Below are 15,299 nucleotides of genomic sequence, written 5' to 3'. Positions count from 1 at the left end.
GCGCGCGCCGCTATCCGTGCGATGGCAGCCCGAAGACATCGATGTCGGAGGGCGTCAGCAGTCGGGCAGAGGCGACGAAACCGGCCCCGCCGTGGCGCACGACGATGACCTGCGGCGCGCTCAGATCAAACTGCGTGCCTGCGACCTCGATCGCGGCGCCGTCTTGCGTCATCGCGAACCCGACACGCCCGGCGCCGGAAAATTCGCGGTAGCCTTCGCCGCTGTTGGCGTTCCATCCGCCGCCGGCCGAGGGCCGATCGACCTGAAACCACACGACCGCAAGCCGCCGGTCGGTGCCATGGCGAAAGATATAGTCGAACGGACGGCCCTGGTGTTCGGCCGACCATGAACCATAGGTAGGCAACGCGCTTTCTCCTCCTGCCGCAAGTCCGGACGCGGCGAACAGCAGCAGCGACATCGCGCCCGCCCGCGCAAGCATCAGTACGGGCACCACCAGAAATCCCTGCGCAGGCAATTTCCCTGACCGTCGCCAAAATGATGGTAGGTCCGCTTGAACCGCTTTTCGTCGATCCCGAACAGCGCCGCCACCTGGGCCAGTTCGGCTTCGCTGCATCCGCATTTCTGATCCAGATCGCCGAAATAGATCCTGCTCAGCCCGCCCGCTTCGTCGAAATCCAAGGATTGCCGGAAGAACGCCAGATCGGCCGGGTCCAGCTTTTTCAACGGCGACCGGTCAAAGCCTTCGGACGTACAATAATCGTCGAACATACTGCGAGATGTAATCATCTGCCTCTCCCTCGATCAAAATATAGGAAAAACATGTCCGCTGGCATACGACCGGTCAAGGCTTTTGCGGTGCCGTACCCGAGGTGTAGCGATCTTCCAGCGACTTGGCGTATTCCGCGACGCGCAGTTTGTAGCGCTTGGTCAGGGACGACTTGGCCAGCTTCAGCGATTGGACGAGAAGCCGCGCCGACAGATTGTGCGGCACCAGCCCGAAATCGACCAGCACCCGGGTCCGATTGCGCGCCAACGCCATCAGCTCAAGCCGCATCGTGCCCGACAGCCCTGTCGATGTGCTCAGCAGCTCCATCTCGCTGGGGTGATCGAACTTGATCATCTCGATACGAACCTGACGCTGCTTGCCGCGCAAGGCAAAGGCGGCGTCCCACATCATGCCGACGCTTGGTTTGCGCAGCGTATCGACGCGCTGCACCTCGGCGCCCCGGCGCATCGCCGACCGCTCGAAGCCTTCGAAATCGCAGAGCATCGCGAACACGGCATCAATCGGCGCTTCAATATCTTCTTTCGTGGAAAATTTCATCGCCTGCTCGTTTCTTAATGTTGGTTAACGCTATAGTTGCGTTAATCCAGTGTGTCCGCAAGCCAGTTCTCCAGCAAGAAATGCGCGATCGCGCCCTTGCGCGCAGGCAGCATCGTGGGGTGGTCACCGGCAAAAGCCTGCATCATCTCCTCGCGCGGCACCCACATCGCATCCTCGATCTCGACAGGGTCGATGGTGATCTTTTCGCTGACCGCCTCGCCCGCGCAGCCAAACATCAGTGACGCCGGGAACGGCCAGGGCTGGCTGGCCAGGTAATCGACCGCGCCCACCTCGACCCCGGTTTCCTCGAACACCTCCCGGCGGACAGCGGCCTCCAGGGTTTCGCCCGGCTCCACAAAACCCGCGAGCAGCGAATACATGCCCTGCGGCCACCCCGGCGACCGCCCCATCAGCACCGAATTGCCCCGCGTGATCAGCATGATGACCACCGGATCGGTGCGTGGAAAATGCGAGGTTCCGCAGGCCGGGCATCTGCGGTTCCATCCTGCCTGCTGGACATCGCTGGGCGCGCCGCAGCGTGAACAGAACCGATGTGCCTCGTGCCAGCCCAATATTGCCTTGGCCGTTGCGGCAAGTTCGGCGTCGCGCGGGCTGAGCCATGACATGACCCGGCGCAATTCGGCAAAGGCCATCGTGTCGGGCAGGGCCGGGTGGCGCTGTTCGCTCGGATCATGGAACGCCCCGAGCGTGGCCATGTCCGCGCCCTCGGGCACCCAATGCGCCAGATCGAATGCGAACCGCGGCGCGCCGTCTTCGCGACCCAGCAGAATGACGTCACCCGCCGCACCGGCCAGCACCGCATGATCCAACGGCAGGCGCACCAGCTCGGCCGGGTTTTGCGGCGCGATCAGCGGCTTGCCCCGCCAGAACAGGATCGCCCGCGCATCCGGCTGTGAACGGGCCGCCGCCACCGCCGCGTCATCTGCCCGGATTTCGCCCGCCCGGTCAAAGGCGGAGCCGCCAAATGTCACTGTTTCCGCGTGTCGCATCTGATTGTGTCCGTGTTGATCGTTACTGTATCCGCGCTGTCGGGCACAACGAGTGGCACGCAAGGTTGGCTCGTGCAATCCCCTCGTGCAATCGCCCCGACGGCGTTCGCGTGAAACGGCCCTTGCACCCCATGCTGCGTTCTGTAGGTTCACAACACAGGCTAAGGTTGTCTCGAGGGGCGGAAAATCTCTGATTAGGGGTGGTAGGGATGCCGAATTCCCAATCGCGAACCGGCACAGTCGGCGGGCGTCTGCGGCTGCTGGCGACCACGGATATTCATATGGCCCTGCTTGGGCACGACTATGTCACCGACCGTGCGCTGGCGACCGGCGGTCTGGCGCGGCTTGCCCCCCTGATCGCCACCGCTCGTGCCGAAGCGCATGACGAAGGTGCCGCATGCGTCCTGTTCGACAACGGCGACCTGCTGCAAGGCACGCCTTTGGGCGATCACCTGTCCGCGACCCCCACCGATCCGCCGAATCCGGTTTCCGCCTGCCTCAATCATCTTGGCTATGACGCGATCGGGTTGGGCAACCATGACTTCGACCACGGGTTGCCATATCTGGCGCAGATGATGCAGCACTTGCGGATGCCGGCGATCAGCACGAACCTGGCATGCCGCGATTTGCCGCGCCTGCAGGCCGGCGTCATCGTGACCCGCGACATGGCGCGCACGACGGCCCCGGGCGCGCCGCCGCTGCGCATCGGCGTTCTGTCGGTGTTGCCGCCCCAGACAACGCAGTGGAACCGCCACCACATCGGCGAGAAAGCGGCCACCCGGCCCCCGATCGAGGCACTGGCCACGGCCGTTCCGGCGCTGCGCGCGGACGGGGCCGATCTGGTGATGGTGCTGGCGCATCTTGGCATAGGCGGCCCCGCAAGCGGACCGGGCAGCGAAAACGCCGCCGAAGCCATCGCGGCGCTGGACGGTGTCGACGCGGTCATCGCCGGGCATACGCATCGCCGGTTCCCGGGGCCGGATCACTTGGGTGTCGCCGGCGCGGATCCGTCCAACGGCACCCTGAACGGAACCCCCGCCGCAATGCCCGGCGCCTTTGGCCGTGATCTGGCGGTGATCGATCTGGATCTGGTGCACGAGGGGGGGCGGTGGCGTGCGCGCGCCCACAAGACGCAGTTGCGACCGTCGCCGCGCGACGGGCCGCAGGATGCGGATCTTGTCGGCGTGCTGACCCCGGCCCACAGTGCGACCCGGCAGGCCCTGGCCGCCCCGATCGGAAGCCTGAAGGCCACGATGCACAGCTATTTCGCGCGCGCCCGCCCCGGCCCGATCACCGCGTTGATCGCACAGGCGAAAATGGCCGTCCTCCGCGATGCGGTGGCGGGGGGGCCGGATGCCGATCTGCCTGTGCTCGCGTCGGCGGATGCGGCCCTGTCCGGCGGTCATGCGGGGCCCGATCACTTTATCCACCTGCGCGGCGGCGCGGTTGCGCAACGCGATATCGCGGGCCTGTGCCCCTATCCGAACTACGTCTGGGCGGTGCGGGCAACCGGCGCACAGGTCATCAACTGGCTGGAACACGCGGCGCGATTCTTTGCGCATCTGCGCGCCGGCGATCCCGATCAACCGCTGACCGATCCCACCGTGCCGGGTTTTCGGTTCGATACGCTCTATGGTCTTGATTACACCATCGACCCGACCCGCCCGCACGACCGGATCAGCGGTGTATCCTATCAAGGCAGGCCGGTGCGGCCCGGTCAGACCTTTCTGGTGGCCACCACGCAATTCCGTGCGGCGGGCGGCGGCGGGTATCATGTCTTTGACGACGACGCGCTGATGATCCGGGGCCAGACAACCCTGCGCGATGCGCTGGTCGCGTATCTCAGAACCCCCGACTGCGCCGCCGTACGCGGCGCGCCGCCCTGGCGGTTCAAACCGGGTCTCGGCGTTCAGGCCGTGCTGCACACCCACCCTGACGCGATCACCCACCTTGCCGATATCGCCGATCTGGCACCAACCCCCCTCGGCAAGACCGAAGACGGGTTCTTGCGTCTGCGCCTGTCGCTGTGATGTCTGCCGCGGGGCTTGCACCGGGCGCGCGCCTTGCCTATATGCAGCCATGAGAGGTTGGCGCGGGCAGGCGCCTCGCCAACCCGGTCAGATCCGGAAGGAAGCAGCCGTAACGAGCCCCGCTTGGGTCGTTGTCCAGCCTCTCACCCTCCCCTCCCCCTCTTCTGTCGGGCCCTGATGCGGTCCGGCACCGCCCGGATGGTGTGACTGGACCGTCCGGTCCAGCTCTGCCAGAATGCCGCGATGAACACCCGCTCCCCTTCGCTCGCGCTTTCGACCAAGGACCGTTTGATCCGCTCGGCGGCGACGTTGTTTCGGACGCGCGGATATCATGGCGTCGGGCTGAACGACCTGCTGGCGGATGCAAAGGCGCCCAAGGGATCGCTCTATCATCATTTTCCGAACGGCAAGTCCGACCTGGCCCTGGCCGCCGCCACATGGGCCTCGGATGAAATGCTGCGCCTGATCGCCGTCAGCTTCGCCGATGCGCCGACGTTCAAATCGGGCGCAACCACACTGTGTCACAAGCTTGCCAAGCTCTTTGACCTGTCCGGCAAATGGGATGGCTGCCCAATAGCAGCGACGCTGTTCGAGGGGCCCGACAACGCCGATTTCCGCGCCTGTGCCCAGCGGCTCTATGACGGGTGGATCGCCGAAGTGCACGATCACGCCGACCGTTTCGGCCTTGCTCCGGACATCGCCGACCACCAGGCGCGACACCTGTTCGTTCTGATCCAGGGCGGCTGGCTTCTGGCCCGCGCGCGCCGGTCCTCGGACGTACTGCGGGCGCTGCCCGATCTCATCGCCGAAGCCTGATCTCGCTACAGGGTGCGCGCGGCGAAGGTATCGCATTGGCGCACGTCGCCGGTGTCGAACCCCTGCCTGAACCAGCGCGCGCGCTGCTCTGACGTGCCGTGGGTAAAGGTATGCGGCTGCGGCACCTGACCGGCCTGCCGTTGCAGGTAGTCGTCACCGATCTTGCGCGCCGCGTTCAGCGCCTCTTCCAGATCGCCCCGCTCCATCAACCCCTTCACGTTCATGGCCCAGATCCCCGAAAGGCAATCGGCCATCAGTTCCAGCCGTACCGTCAGGGCATTGGCCTCGGTCCTGCTGGCACCTTGGCGCGCCTCGTTGACCTGCCCCAGAACGCCGATCTGGTTCTGCACGTGATGCGCGACCTCATGCGCGATCACGTAGGCCGCGGCAAAATCGCCGCCCGCGCCCATGCGCTGCGCCAGCAGGTCGAAAAATTCTGTATCCAGATAGGCCTTTTGATCCGCCGGACAGTAAAACGGCCCCGTCGCCCCCGACGCACCGCCACAGGCACTGCGCGTGACGCCGGAAAACACCACCAGTTGCGGTGGCGTGTAGGGGCCGCCCAACTGTTGTTCGAACACCTGCGCCCAGACGTCCTCGGTCGTGGCCAGAACCTGGCTGACGAATTGCGTCGCGCCATCGTCCTGCGCTGACACCGGCCGGCTCTGCACCGGGGCGCCGCCTCCGCCGCCAGTCAGCAGCGGCGTCACGTCGATTCCGGTGAAATATCCGATCGCCAGAACCGCCAGAACCCCGACCAGGCCCAACCCGCCCGCGCGCCCGCGCCCGCCGCCGGATCCGCGCCGCACCTCGACATTCCGACTGCGCCGAATACCCTTGAGCCGCATGGTTTTCCTCCTGACCTGGTCATTCCATATTGCCAGCGAAAGTTTCCGAACCACAATAGGGACATGACAAACGGCACCGAACTGGCCAAAGATCGCACGGACCGGGCCAACGACCGCCGCTTACTCGCCAACGAGCGGACCTTTGCCGGGTGGATCCGCACCGGAATGGCCTGGATCGGGGGGCGCGGAAATCCTCGTCATGGCGGCGTTGCTGATCTTCCGGGCCGCGCGCAGACAGGCCTGGGCCACTGTGGACCGCCTCAACCAGCACGAGGCCAAGGCTCGACCCACCCGACACGTGACCCTGGCGAGCATCGTTCTGTCGCACGCGGCATTGGCGACCGGGGCCATTCTTTGGTGGCTCTAGTGGACCTTGGCGCGCGGGCGTCATAGTTTGGCCGCGACCCTCGCGAATCCCCCCTGAACAAGGCTGCCCATGACCGACGCCCCGCAAACCGCCTATCAGGTTCTGGCCCGCAAATACCGGCCTGAAACCTTTGCCGATCTGGTGGGCCAGGACGCAATGGTGCGCACCCTCAAGAACGCATTTGCCGCCGACCGCATCGCGCAGGCCTTCATCATGACGGGCATCCGCGGCACCGGCAAAACCACCACGGCCCGGATCATCGCTAAGGGCATGAATTGCATCGGGCCGGATGGTACGGGCGGGCCCACGACAAACCCCTGCGGTCAATGCGAACACTGCGTCGCCATCATGGAAGGCCGCCATGTCGATGTCATGGAGATGGACGCGGCCTCGCGGACCGGCGTGGGCGACATCCGCGAGATCATCGACAGCGTGCATTACCGCGCGGCCAGCGCCCGGTACAAGATCTACATCATCGACGAGGTGCACATGCTCAGCACCTCGGCCTTCAACGCGCTTTTGAAAACACTGGAAGAGCCCCCCGCGCATGTAAAGTTCATCTTTGCCACGACCGAGATCCGCAAGGTGCCGGTCACGGTGCTGTCGCGCTGCCAGCGATTCGACCTCCGCCGGATCGAACCGGAAGTGATGATCGCGCTGCTGAAAAAGATCGCCACCGCAGAGCAGGCCGACATCGCCGAGGACGCAATGGCGCTCATCACCCGCGCCGCCGAAGGGTCGGCGCGTGACGCGACATCGCTCCTGGATCAGGCGATCAGCCACGGTGCGGGTGAAACCACCGCGGCGCAGGTCCGCGCAATGCTGGGGCTGGCCGACCGGGGCCGCGTGCTCGATCTGTTCGACATGATCCTGCGCGGCGACGCGGCGGGTGCCCTGACCGAACTCAGCGGGCAGTATGCCGACGGCGCCGACCCCATGGCGGTGCTGCGCGATCTGGCGGAAATCACCCACTGGGTCTCTGTGGTCAAGATCACGCCCGAAGCCGCCGAGGACCCCACCGTATCGCCGGACGAACGCGCCCGCGGACTGCAGATGGCCGAAACCCTTCCGATGCGCGTGCTGACGCGCCTGTGGCAGATGCTCCTGAAGGCGCTGGATGAGGTCGCAAGCGCCCCGAACGCGATGATGGCCGCCGAGATGGCGATCATCCGGCTGACGCATGTCGCGGATCTCCCCTCCCCCGAAGAACTGGTGCGCAAGCTCAACGGCCAGACCCCGCCGCCCGCACCCCCCGGTGGCGGCCAGGCGGGTGGCACCGGCGCCGCGGCACAGACCACCGCCCCGGCACCGACACAGTATCGGCGCGACACCGGCGCCGTCTCCGGCGGTTCGGGCGGTCCCTCCGCGGCCCTTGCCATAGACGCCGACGCCGCGCTGGCGCGCTTTCCGACGTTCGAACATGTGGTCGAACTGATCCGCATCAATCGCAACGGGAAACTGCTGGCGGATGTCGAAACCGATGTCCGGCTTGTCTCGTACCGGCCGGGCCGCATCGAATTCGAACCCACCGATCGCGCGCCCCGTGATCTCGCGCAACGCCTCGGACAACAGTTGCAGATGTGGACCGGCAACCGCTGGGCCGTGACCGTGGTCGGTTCCGGCGGCGGCAAGACCATCGACGAGGTCCGGAACGCCAAGCAATACGCGCTTGAGGCGGAAGCAACCGGTCACCCGCTGATGCAGGCAGTGCTCACCCAGTTTCCCAACGCCCGCATAACGGCCATCCGCACCCCCGACCAGATCGCCGCCGCAGCCGTCGAGGAGGCCCTGCCGGAAGTCGAAGACGAATGGGATCCCTTCGAGGACAACTGAGCGCAGCGGCTCTTGCCCGACAGGGATCAGGCCCACATATAAAGACGTAGCCAAACCAACAGGAGAGACAGATGCTCAAAGGACTAGGAGCCATGGGTGACATGGGCAAGATGATGAAGGCCGCGCAGGAAATGCAGGGCAAGATGGCCCAGTTGCAGGAAGACATGCACAGCATCATGGTCGAAGGCGAAGCCGGCGCGGGACTGGTCAAGGCGACCTGCACCGCCAAGGGCGAGCTGAAGTCGCTCGACATCGACCCCTCGATCTTCAACGGCGACGACAAGGAAGTCGTCGAGGACCTGATCCTCGCCGCGATCAAGGACGCCCAGGGCAAGGCCACCGAACGCGCGCAAAAGGAAATGTCGAAACTGACCGAAGGCATGGGTCTGCCCGCCGACATGAAGCTGCCGTTCTGACCTTCCAAATGGACATAAATACCGCCGCCGGAGGCATATTTCTCTTTCGGCGCGCCCTGCGCCACCGGCCAGCGTCGTGAGCAGCACCAGGGACATCGACGCCCTGATCGAGCTGATGGCCAAGCTTCCGGGCCTTGGCCCCAGATCGGCGCGGCGCGCGGTCTTGCACCTCATCCGCAAGCGCAGCCTGCTGCTCACGCCTTTGGCCGATGTCATGCAGATCGTGGCCGCCACGGCCCGCGAATGCCTCAACTGCGGCAACGTGGGCACCACCGATATCTGCGATATCTGCACGTCGGAAAAACGCGCCAATGGCGAACTTTGCGTGGTCGAGGACGTGGCGGATCTGTGGGCGATGGAACGATCGGGCGTGTTCAAGGGGCGCTACCACGTCCTGGGCGGGACGCTGTCCGCGCTGGATGCAGTGGGCCCCGAAGACCTGCGCATTCCCCGTCTGGTCGACCGCGTGGCCTCCGAGGGGATCGACGAAGTGATCCTCGCGCTCAACGCGACGATCGACGGGCAAACGACGGCGCATTACATCGCCGACCAACTGGAGGGGCGGGCCCGCCTGACCTCCCTCGCTCAGGGCGTCCCCATCGGGGGCGAGCTGGACTATCTCGATGACGGAACGATCACCGCCGCCATGCGGGCCCGTAAAGCGCTCTGAACCGCTCGGTCGCGCGGCACCCGTAACGAGTCTCCTTGAAAGCGAACGGCGTGGATGAATCGAATTATCCGCGCCCCTCGCCGGGCGGTCAGAGGTCTGCAAGAAATTCCGCCTATTTGAAATACGCGCCCGATTTCCGGCGGCACCGCGATACGTAATCGGCTATCAATGGTCATGCTTTTTGATCTCCCTGACCACACCACGCTTTACCGTGCGCTTCTCGACCGTGATGCACGCTATGACGGGCAGGCCTATGTCGGCGTTTCCTCGACCGGCGTGTTCTGTCGCCTGACCTGCCCGGCGCGCAAACCGAAATCCGAAAACTGCCGCTTCTACCCATCCGTCGGCGACTGCATCTCCGCCGGATTTCGCGCCTGCAAGCGGTGCCACCCCCTGCAGCCGATCGCGCAGGCGGACCCCGTGATCGCCAGGCTGCTTGCCGCGTTGGAGGCCAGACCGGAGCACCGCTGGACCGAAACGGACATCGCGCGAATGACCCTCGATCCCTCCACGGTGCGGCGAAGCTTCAAGCGTCATTTCGGAATGACCTTTCTCGACATGGCGCGTCAGCGTCGCCTGCGCGAAGGGTTCACGGCGCTGTCGCAGGGCGCCAAGGTGATCGAGGCACAGATCGATGCGGGCTTTGCTTCGCCCAGCGCCTTTCGCGCCGCTTTTGCCAAGTTGCTGGGGCGCGCACCGGGCAGCCTGACGGCGCAGGCGCTGTTGCTGGCCGACTGGATCGAAACGCCGCTGGGGGACATGATCGCCATCAGCAGCGCCACCCATCTGCATCTGCTGGAATTCATCGACCGCAAGGCCCTGCCACGCGAAATCGCCGTCCTGTCACAACAGGCCAAGGGCAATCTGGGCATCGGATCCCATTCCCCGACGGAAATGATCCGGTCCGAGCTTGCCGCCTTTTTCGCGGGGCAATCGGCCAGCTTCGCAACCCCGCTTGCGCTGCAGGGCACCGCCTTTTCGCGACAGGTCTGGGCCGAACTGCGGCGGATCTCTCCGGGCACCACTCAAAGCTATTCGGACATCGCGCGGCGCATCGGCCGACCCTCGGCCATCCGCGCCGTGGCGCGGGCGAACGGCGCCAACCAGATCGCGCTGGTCATTCCATGCCATCGGGTGATCGGCGCGGATGGCGCATTGACCGGCTACGGCGGCGGTCTCTGGCGCAAGCAGCGGCTGCTTGAAATCGAACGTCAGTACAAAGCGGCTGACCCCAGGGATGGACACCATGACCCAGATTGAAAAGGCCCGCGATTTCCGGGCTCTGCACAGGCCCGGCGATCCCCTGGTCCTCTACAACGTCTGGGACGCAGGCGGCGCCGAAGCGATTGCCAGGGCCGGCGCGCCCGCCATCGCGACGGCAAGCTGGTCGGTGGCCGCGGCGCAGGGCTTCGAGGACGGTCAGGCGATCCCCTTCGCCTTGCTGCTCGGCATCGTCAGTCGAATGGCAGCCGCCGTCGATCTGCCCGTCAGTGTCGATTTCGAAGGCGGGTATGCCGAGGATACCGACAAGCTCCAGGACAATCTGCGCCAGCTTGTCCGCGCGGGCGCCATCGGGATCAATTTCGAAGACCGCGTGATCGGCGGATCGGGTCTTTACCCGCTGGCCGACCAGGAGGCGCGGATCACGGCATTGCGTCACGCCGCCGACCGCGAGGGCGTCCCGCTTTTCATCAATGCCCGGACCGACCTGTTTCTTGAGGCCCGTCCGGATGGCAAACCCGCCGCATTGATCGAGGAAGCGAAAACGCGGGCTGCCGCCTATGCCGCTGCGGGCGCGGATGGTCTTTTTGTACCGGGGCTGACCGATGCTGACCTGATCGGCGCCTTGTGCCGGGACATCGAAACGCCGGTGAACGTGATGATGACCGGCGATCTGACGATCGGGGCAGCAACGCAGGCCGGCGTCTCGCGGATCAGCTTCGGGCCCGCGTCCTATGCCGCGGCGATGAACGATCTCGCGGCGCGCTACCGCGCCCTGAACCTCGCCGGTTGACCGAACGGCCTGCCGCGACTGGGGGCAGGGGCAATCCCTCGGGGGGTTGATGGCGGTCGTTCGCGCGACGCGGGCTGCCTGGAACAATGACACCCGGCGCATCGCTGCACCGGGTGTTCAAACGACTGGTCGTGGCCAAGACGATATCAGCGGCTGGGCGCGTCGTCGTCGTCCTCTTCATCCTCGCCGTTGCCTTCGGGCAGCTTGAAGAAGCTGTCGGCATCCGAGTAGTCGCCCTTGTCGGCGGTCTCTTCCTCGTCGTCCTGCGCGTCGTCACCAGACAGGGTGAAAGTCTCCAGACCTTCGATCGCCGTGGGCATCCGGGGCTCTGCCTCCATGCCAAGGCTCTGCTCGGTGCTGACCAGCTTGCGGCGCTCGTCGTCGCTCATCACGGGTGCATCGGCAGCCTTCTTGGCGGCGGCCTTTTGCACCGCGGCGTCCAGTTCGGACTGCTTGCACAGACCCAGGGCAACCGGATCGATCGGCTGGATGTTCGCGATGTTCCAATGTGTCCGCTCGCGAATCGCCTGGATGGTCGGCTTGGTCGTGCCGACGAGCTTGCTGATCTGGCCATCGGTCAGTTCGGGGTGGAATTTCACCAGCCACAGGATCGACGCCGGCCGGTCCTGACGCTTTGACAAAGGTGTATAGCGCGGGCCCCGGCGGGCTTGCTCGCCCTGTGCGGCGGCGTTGAATTTCAGTTGCAGCTTGTGCGCCGGATCGGCCTGCGCGGCGTCGATTTCGTCCTGCGTCAACTGGTTGTTGGCGATGGGATCAAAGCCCTTGACCCCCTGCGCCACATCGCCGTCCGCAATGCCCTGCACTTCCAGTTCGTGCATGCCGACGAAATCGGCGATCTGCTTGAAACTGATCGTTGTGTTGTCCACCAGCCAGACGGCTGTCGCCTTGGCCATGATCGGTAGTGCCATGTCTGTCGCTCCTCTAAGCATACCTTCCCCGTCGCCTGAAGTGGCTGTCCCGGTGGCCGGAACGGTTTCCATTGTGGGGGAACTTGGGGCCTATATAGTAAGACACAGCGAATAAAGAAAGCCCCTCAATGCGTACCCTCGTGATCTGGCTGATGATGGCCCTGCCGCTGGCCGCCGAAGGCGAGCGCGCCGGCGCGTTCGACTATTACGTGCTATCCTTGAGCTGGTCGCCCAACTGGTGCGCGCTCGAGGGTGACGCCCGCGGGTCCGAGCAATGCGACGCCCGGCACGATCACGGCTGGATACTGCACGGGCTCTGGCCGCAATACCATCGCGGCTATCCCAGCTATTGCACCACATCGCAGCGCGGCCCGTCGCGCACCATGACCGAAGCGATGGCCGACATCATGGGCACCAGCGGACTGGCCTGGCATCAATGGAAAAAGCACGGCCGGTGCAGCGGGTTGTCGGCACAGGCGTACTTCGCCCTGTCGCGCGCCGCCTATGACAGCGTGCTGCGCCCGGAGGTCTTTCGCAAACTCGACCGAGCGGTCCGCCTGCCCGCGCGGGTGGTCGAAGAAGCCTTCATGAAAGCGAACCCCGACATGGAAGCCGACGGCGTGACGATCACCTGCAAGGCGGGCCACATCCAGGAGGCCCGCATCTGCCTGTCGCGCGACCTTGCGCCGGTGCCCTGCGGGCAGGACGTCGTGCGCGATTGCGCTCTGACGGACGCGCTTTTCACCCCTGTCCGCTGACGCATTGCACGCCGTACCAAGAACGATCCTGCCTCCGGCCGAGGTATCTCAGGCCAAAAGAAACGGTATGTAACCACGGCGGGACGGCCTGCTGCCACGGAACAGGCTGAGGAGCCGATGACCGTGCCAGAAGACGCCCCTTTGGCGACAGCGCGTTGTTCCTGCCCACGCGTTGCCCCGACGTGGCAGCGCGCGGGCAAACCGCTTCTTTTGGCGATAAACACCTCCGCCGGAGGCAGCGGGCACCGTCCGTTTTACCTAAACCGTCAGGATCGTGCTGCCGGTGGTCTTGCGCGCCTCAAGCGCCTGATGCGCGGCAGCGACGTCCTCCAGCGGGAACCGCTGATCGATCTTGATCTTGACGTCGCCCGACCGCACCTTGCCGAAAAGCTGTGATGCCATCTCCTGACAGGCGTGATGATCCGCGATATGCGTGAACAACGTCGGACGCGTGATCTTGAGCGATCCCTTCTGCCCCAGAATACCGACCGAAAATGGCGGCACCGGGCCAGAGGCATTGCCGAAACTGATCATCATTCCCAGCGGTTTGAGCGAATTGAGCGAACCGTCAAAGGTGTCGGCCCCCACGGCATCCATCACGACATCAACACCCTTGCCGTCGGTCAGCTTCTTGACCTGCGCAACCCAATCCTGTGTCCGGTAGTTGATGCAGTGGCTGGCGCCGTGATCCAGCGCCAGTTGGCATTTGTCATCCGTGCCCGCCGTCCCGATCAGGGTGATCCCTTCGGAGCGCGCCCACTGGCAGGCGATCAGGCCAACGCCGCCCGCTGCCGCGTGAAACAGGACCGTGTCGCCGCGCTTGAGCGGTGTCGTGCGGTGAAAGAGGTAGACGACCGTTAGCCCCTTGAGCATCATCGCGGCACCGTCATCGAAGGAAATATCGTCAGGCAGCGGGCAAACCTGTGCCGCCGGCATCACGCGGGCCTGTGCATAGGCGCCCGGTGGCATCGAGGCATAGGCGGCGCGGTCGCCCGCCTTGAGGTGCGTGACGCCCTCGCCCACGGCTTCGATCACACCGGACGCCTCCATCCCGAGCGGATGCGGCAGTTCGAGCGGATAAAGCCCGGTGCGCTGGTAGACGTCGATGAAGTTCAGCCCGCAGGCTTTGTGGGCAATGCGGATCTCGCCAGGTCCCGGTTCGCCCACCGGGCGGTCCACGACCTGCATCACCTCCGGTCCGCCAAACGCCTCTATCATAACTGTTTTCGCCATGTCGTGTCCTTTCGCTGCGCGGGGCTTGCCCGCAAAATACCTGTCGCCGGCGGAATCCGGATCAAGCGACTTTCAAAACGATCTTGCCAATATGCGCGCTGCTTTCCATGCGCGCATGGGCCTGCGCCGCGTCGGCCAGTGCAAATTCCTGGTCCATCACGGGCGCCACCTTGCCCGCCGCCAGCAGCGGCCAGACCGCCTCCGCCAGATCCTGCGCGATCCGTGCCTTGGCCAGGTCGCTTTGCGGGCGCAGGGTGCTGCCGGTCATCGTCAGCCGCCGCATCATCAACGGCGCGAAATTGACTTCGACCTTGGGCCCCTGCAGGAACGCGATCTGAACCAGCCGCCCGTCCATCGCCAGCGCCTCAAGATTGCGCGGGATATATTCGCCGCCCACCATGTCGAGGATCAGGTTCGCCCCGCCTTGCGCCTTCATCACCTCGACGAAATCGGACGTGCGGTAATTGATTGCCTCTTCCGCCCCCAGGTCGATGCAGGCAGAGCATTTCTCGTCCGAGCCGGCGGTGACGAAGACGCGCGCACCAAAGGCATGCGCAAGCTGGATCGCGGTCGTGCCGATGCCAGACGATCCGCCATGCACCAGGAACCGCTCGCCCGCCTGCAATCCTCCACGGGTGAAGACGTTGGACCATACGGTAAAGAATGTTTCGGGCAGGCAGGCCGCCTGCCCGAGGCTGAGTCCGTCGGGGATTGGCAGGCAATGCGCCGCGGGGGTCGCCACATATTCGGCATAACCGCCGCCCGGCAGCAACGCGCAGACCTTGTCGCCGATGGCCAGATCGGTGACGCCGTCGCCCAGCGCGACCACCTCGCCCGAGGCTTCCAGCCCCGGCAGATCGCTCGCGGTCGGGGGCGGCGCGTACATGCCCGCGCGTTGCAGCGCATCGGGCCGGTTGACCCCCGCATATGCCACCTTGATCACGACCTGGCCGTGCGCGGGCTCGGGCACGGGCCTTTGGGTGAGTTGCAACACCTCCGGCCCGCCCGGTTTGGTGATTTCAACGGCGCGCATCTGGTCGGTCATCTGCTGTTTCCTGATCTGTGGTCAATGTGTCGCGACCAGCATCGC

At 65.2% G+C, this 15,299-nt stretch carries 17 protein-coding genes and 1 other RNA gene; 10 read left to right on the top strand and 8 right to left on the bottom strand.

Annotated features, from left to right (window positions below):
• Positions 1-10: 10 nt before the first annotated feature.
• Genes FDT80_RS11650 through nudC form a run of 4 tightly spaced genes read right to left on the bottom strand, consistent with a single transcriptional unit; the run spans position 11 to position 2,295 of the window.
• Positions 11-451 (bottom strand): hypothetical protein, encoded by a 441-nt coding sequence (locus FDT80_RS11650; protein ID WP_138662438.1) that lies wholly within the window; start codon positions 449-451, stop codon positions 11-13.
• The gene (locus tag FDT80_RS11645) at positions 439-747 is read right to left on the bottom strand and encodes a hypothetical protein (RefSeq protein ID WP_138662437.1); all 309 of its coding nucleotides are present in this window, start codon (positions 745-747) and stop codon (positions 439-441) included. Before FDT80_RS11645 ends, FDT80_RS11650 begins: the two co-directional genes overlap by 13 nt.
• A gap of 55 nt (positions 748-802) precedes the next feature.
• On the bottom strand, positions 803-1,285 hold the full coding sequence (locus tag FDT80_RS11640; RefSeq protein ID WP_138662436.1) for an SRPBCC family protein: 483 nt from the start codon (positions 1,283-1,285) through the stop codon (positions 803-805).
• 41 nt (positions 1,286-1,326) lie between these two features.
• Entirely contained in the window at positions 1,327-2,295 is a 969-nt protein-coding gene (nudC, locus tag FDT80_RS11635; protein ID WP_138662435.1) for an NAD(+) diphosphatase, read from the bottom strand.
• A 209-nt stretch (positions 2,296-2,504) separates the two neighbouring features.
• Between nudC and FDT80_RS11630 the strand changes: the two genes are divergently transcribed.
• The 3 genes from FDT80_RS11630 to FDT80_RS11620 all read left to right on the top strand — a co-directional run bounded on the left by FDT80_RS11630 (position 2,505) and on the right by FDT80_RS11620 (position 5,141).
• Complete coding sequence (locus tag FDT80_RS11630; RefSeq protein ID WP_138662434.1) at positions 2,505-4,325, top strand: 5'-nucleotidase C-terminal domain-containing protein; 1,821 nt, start codon at positions 2,505-2,507, stop codon at positions 4,323-4,325.
• A gap of 51 nt (positions 4,326-4,376) precedes the next feature.
• An RNA gene (ffs, locus tag FDT80_RS11625) (signal recognition particle sRNA small type) lies at positions 4,377-4,473 on the top strand.
• Positions 4,474-4,568: 95 nt separating this feature from the next.
• Complete coding sequence (locus tag FDT80_RS11620) at positions 4,569-5,141, top strand: TetR/AcrR family transcriptional regulator (RefSeq protein ID WP_138662433.1); 573 nt, start codon at positions 4,569-4,571, stop codon at positions 5,139-5,141.
• A 5-nt stretch (positions 5,142-5,146) separates the two neighbouring features.
• Here FDT80_RS11620 and ypfJ read toward each other — a convergent pair whose 3' ends face one another.
• A complete protein-coding gene (gene ypfJ / locus FDT80_RS11615; RefSeq protein WP_138662432.1) occupies positions 5,147-5,989 on the bottom strand; it encodes a KPN_02809 family neutral zinc metallopeptidase in 843 nt (280 codons plus the stop codon).
• Positions 5,990-6,052: 63 nt separating this feature from the next.
• Here ypfJ and FDT80_RS19205 point away from each other — a divergent pair, with 63 nt between their 5' ends.
• The 6 genes from FDT80_RS19205 to FDT80_RS11585 all read left to right on the top strand — a co-directional run bounded on the left by FDT80_RS19205 (position 6,053) and on the right by FDT80_RS11585 (position 11,289).
• Complete coding sequence (locus FDT80_RS19205) at positions 6,053-6,382, top strand: DUF202 domain-containing protein (protein WP_342777648.1); 330 nt, start codon at positions 6,053-6,055, stop codon at positions 6,380-6,382.
• Positions 6,383-6,425: 43 nt separating this feature from the next.
• Positions 6,426-8,189, top strand: a complete 1,764-nt coding sequence (locus tag FDT80_RS11605; protein ID WP_138662431.1) for a DNA polymerase III subunit gamma/tau — start codon at positions 6,426-6,428, stop codon at positions 8,187-8,189.
• A gap of 71 nt (positions 8,190-8,260) precedes the next feature.
• Complete coding sequence (locus FDT80_RS11600) at positions 8,261-8,605, top strand: YbaB/EbfC family nucleoid-associated protein (RefSeq protein WP_138662430.1); 345 nt, start codon at positions 8,261-8,263, stop codon at positions 8,603-8,605.
• A 76-nt stretch (positions 8,606-8,681) separates the two neighbouring features.
• On the top strand, positions 8,682-9,275 hold the full coding sequence (gene recR, locus FDT80_RS11595) for a recombination mediator RecR (RefSeq protein WP_138662429.1): 594 nt from the start codon (positions 8,682-8,684) through the stop codon (positions 9,273-9,275).
• Positions 9,276-9,449: 174 nt separating this feature from the next.
• The gene (locus tag FDT80_RS11590; protein WP_138662428.1) at positions 9,450-10,535 is read left to right on the top strand and encodes a bifunctional transcriptional activator/DNA repair enzyme AdaA; all 1,086 of its coding nucleotides are present in this window, start codon (positions 9,450-9,452) and stop codon (positions 10,533-10,535) included.
• Positions 10,522-11,289, top strand: coding sequence for an isocitrate lyase/PEP mutase family protein (locus tag FDT80_RS11585; RefSeq protein WP_138662427.1), 768 nt, complete (start codon positions 10,522-10,524; stop codon positions 11,287-11,289). Before FDT80_RS11590 ends, FDT80_RS11585 begins: the two co-directional genes overlap by 14 nt.
• Before the next feature lie 146 nt (positions 11,290-11,435).
• On the opposite strand, the gene FDT80_RS11580 is transcribed toward FDT80_RS11585, so the two are convergent.
• Positions 11,436-12,218, bottom strand: coding sequence for a DUF1013 domain-containing protein (locus tag FDT80_RS11580; protein WP_138662426.1), 783 nt, complete (start codon positions 12,216-12,218; stop codon positions 11,436-11,438).
• A gap of 128 nt (positions 12,219-12,346) precedes the next feature.
• Between FDT80_RS11580 and FDT80_RS11575 the strand changes: the two genes are divergently transcribed.
• A complete protein-coding gene (locus tag FDT80_RS11575; protein ID WP_138662425.1) occupies positions 12,347-12,976 on the top strand; it encodes a ribonuclease T2 family protein in 630 nt (209 codons plus the stop codon).
• A gap of 258 nt (positions 12,977-13,234) precedes the next feature.
• Here FDT80_RS11575 and FDT80_RS11570 read toward each other — a convergent pair whose 3' ends face one another.
• Both FDT80_RS11570 and FDT80_RS11565 read right to left on the bottom strand, forming a co-directional pair.
• Positions 13,235-14,209: a quinone oxidoreductase family protein gene (locus tag FDT80_RS11570; protein WP_138662424.1), complete on the bottom strand. Its 975-nt coding sequence runs from the start codon at positions 14,207-14,209 to the stop codon at positions 13,235-13,237.
• 61 nt (positions 14,210-14,270) lie between these two features.
• Positions 14,271-15,254: an NAD(P)H-quinone oxidoreductase gene (locus FDT80_RS11565; protein WP_138662423.1), complete on the bottom strand. Its 984-nt coding sequence runs from the start codon at positions 15,252-15,254 to the stop codon at positions 14,271-14,273.
• Positions 15,255-15,299: the final 45 nt, after the last annotated feature.

The organism is Sulfitobacter sabulilitoris, assembly GCF_005887615.1.
In the GTDB taxonomy this organism is placed as follows: Bacteria; Pseudomonadota; Alphaproteobacteria; order Rhodobacterales; family Rhodobacteraceae; genus Sulfitobacter_E; species Sulfitobacter_E sabulilitoris.
The sequence above is the reverse complement of the archived record's forward strand: the minus strand, read 5'-3'. Positions and strand labels throughout refer to the sequence as shown.

Coding starts and splice junctions, on each gene's coding strand:
- FDT80_RS11645 (WP_138662437.1), bottom strand. CDS start 747: ATGATTACATCTCGCAGTATGTTCGACGATTATTGTACGTCCGAAGGC.
- FDT80_RS11640 (WP_138662436.1), bottom strand. CDS start 1,285: ATGAAATTTTCCACGAAAGAAGATATTGAAGCGCCGATTGATGCCGTG.
- nudC (WP_138662435.1), bottom strand. CDS start 2,295: ATGCGACACGCGGAAACAGTGACATTTGGCGGCTCCGCCTTTGACCGG.
- FDT80_RS11630 (WP_138662434.1), top strand. CDS start 2,505: ATGCCGAATTCCCAATCGCGAACCGGCACAGTCGGCGGGCGTCTGCGG.
- FDT80_RS11620 (WP_138662433.1), top strand. CDS start 4,569: ATGAACACCCGCTCCCCTTCGCTCGCGCTTTCGACCAAGGACCGTTTG.
- ypfJ (WP_138662432.1), bottom strand. CDS start 5,989: ATGCGGCTCAAGGGTATTCGGCGCAGTCGGAATGTCGAGGTGCGGCGC.
- FDT80_RS19205 (WP_342777648.1), top strand. CDS start 6,053: ATGACAAACGGCACCGAACTGGCCAAAGATCGCACGGACCGGGCCAAC.
- FDT80_RS11605 (WP_138662431.1), top strand. CDS start 6,426: ATGACCGACGCCCCGCAAACCGCCTATCAGGTTCTGGCCCGCAAATAC.
- FDT80_RS11600 (WP_138662430.1), top strand. CDS start 8,261: ATGCTCAAAGGACTAGGAGCCATGGGTGACATGGGCAAGATGATGAAG.
- FDT80_RS11590 (WP_138662428.1), top strand. CDS start 9,450: ATGCTTTTTGATCTCCCTGACCACACCACGCTTTACCGTGCGCTTCTC.
- FDT80_RS11585 (WP_138662427.1), top strand. CDS start 10,522: ATGACCCAGATTGAAAAGGCCCGCGATTTCCGGGCTCTGCACAGGCCC.
- FDT80_RS11580 (WP_138662426.1), bottom strand. CDS start 12,218: ATGGCACTACCGATCATGGCCAAGGCGACAGCCGTCTGGCTGGTGGAC.
- FDT80_RS11575 (WP_138662425.1), top strand. CDS start 12,347: ATGCGTACCCTCGTGATCTGGCTGATGATGGCCCTGCCGCTGGCCGCC.
- FDT80_RS11570 (WP_138662424.1), bottom strand. CDS start 14,209: ATGGCGAAAACAGTTATGATAGAGGCGTTTGGCGGACCGGAGGTGATG.
- FDT80_RS11565 (WP_138662423.1), bottom strand. CDS start 15,254: ATGACCGACCAGATGCGCGCCGTTGAAATCACCAAACCGGGCGGGCCG.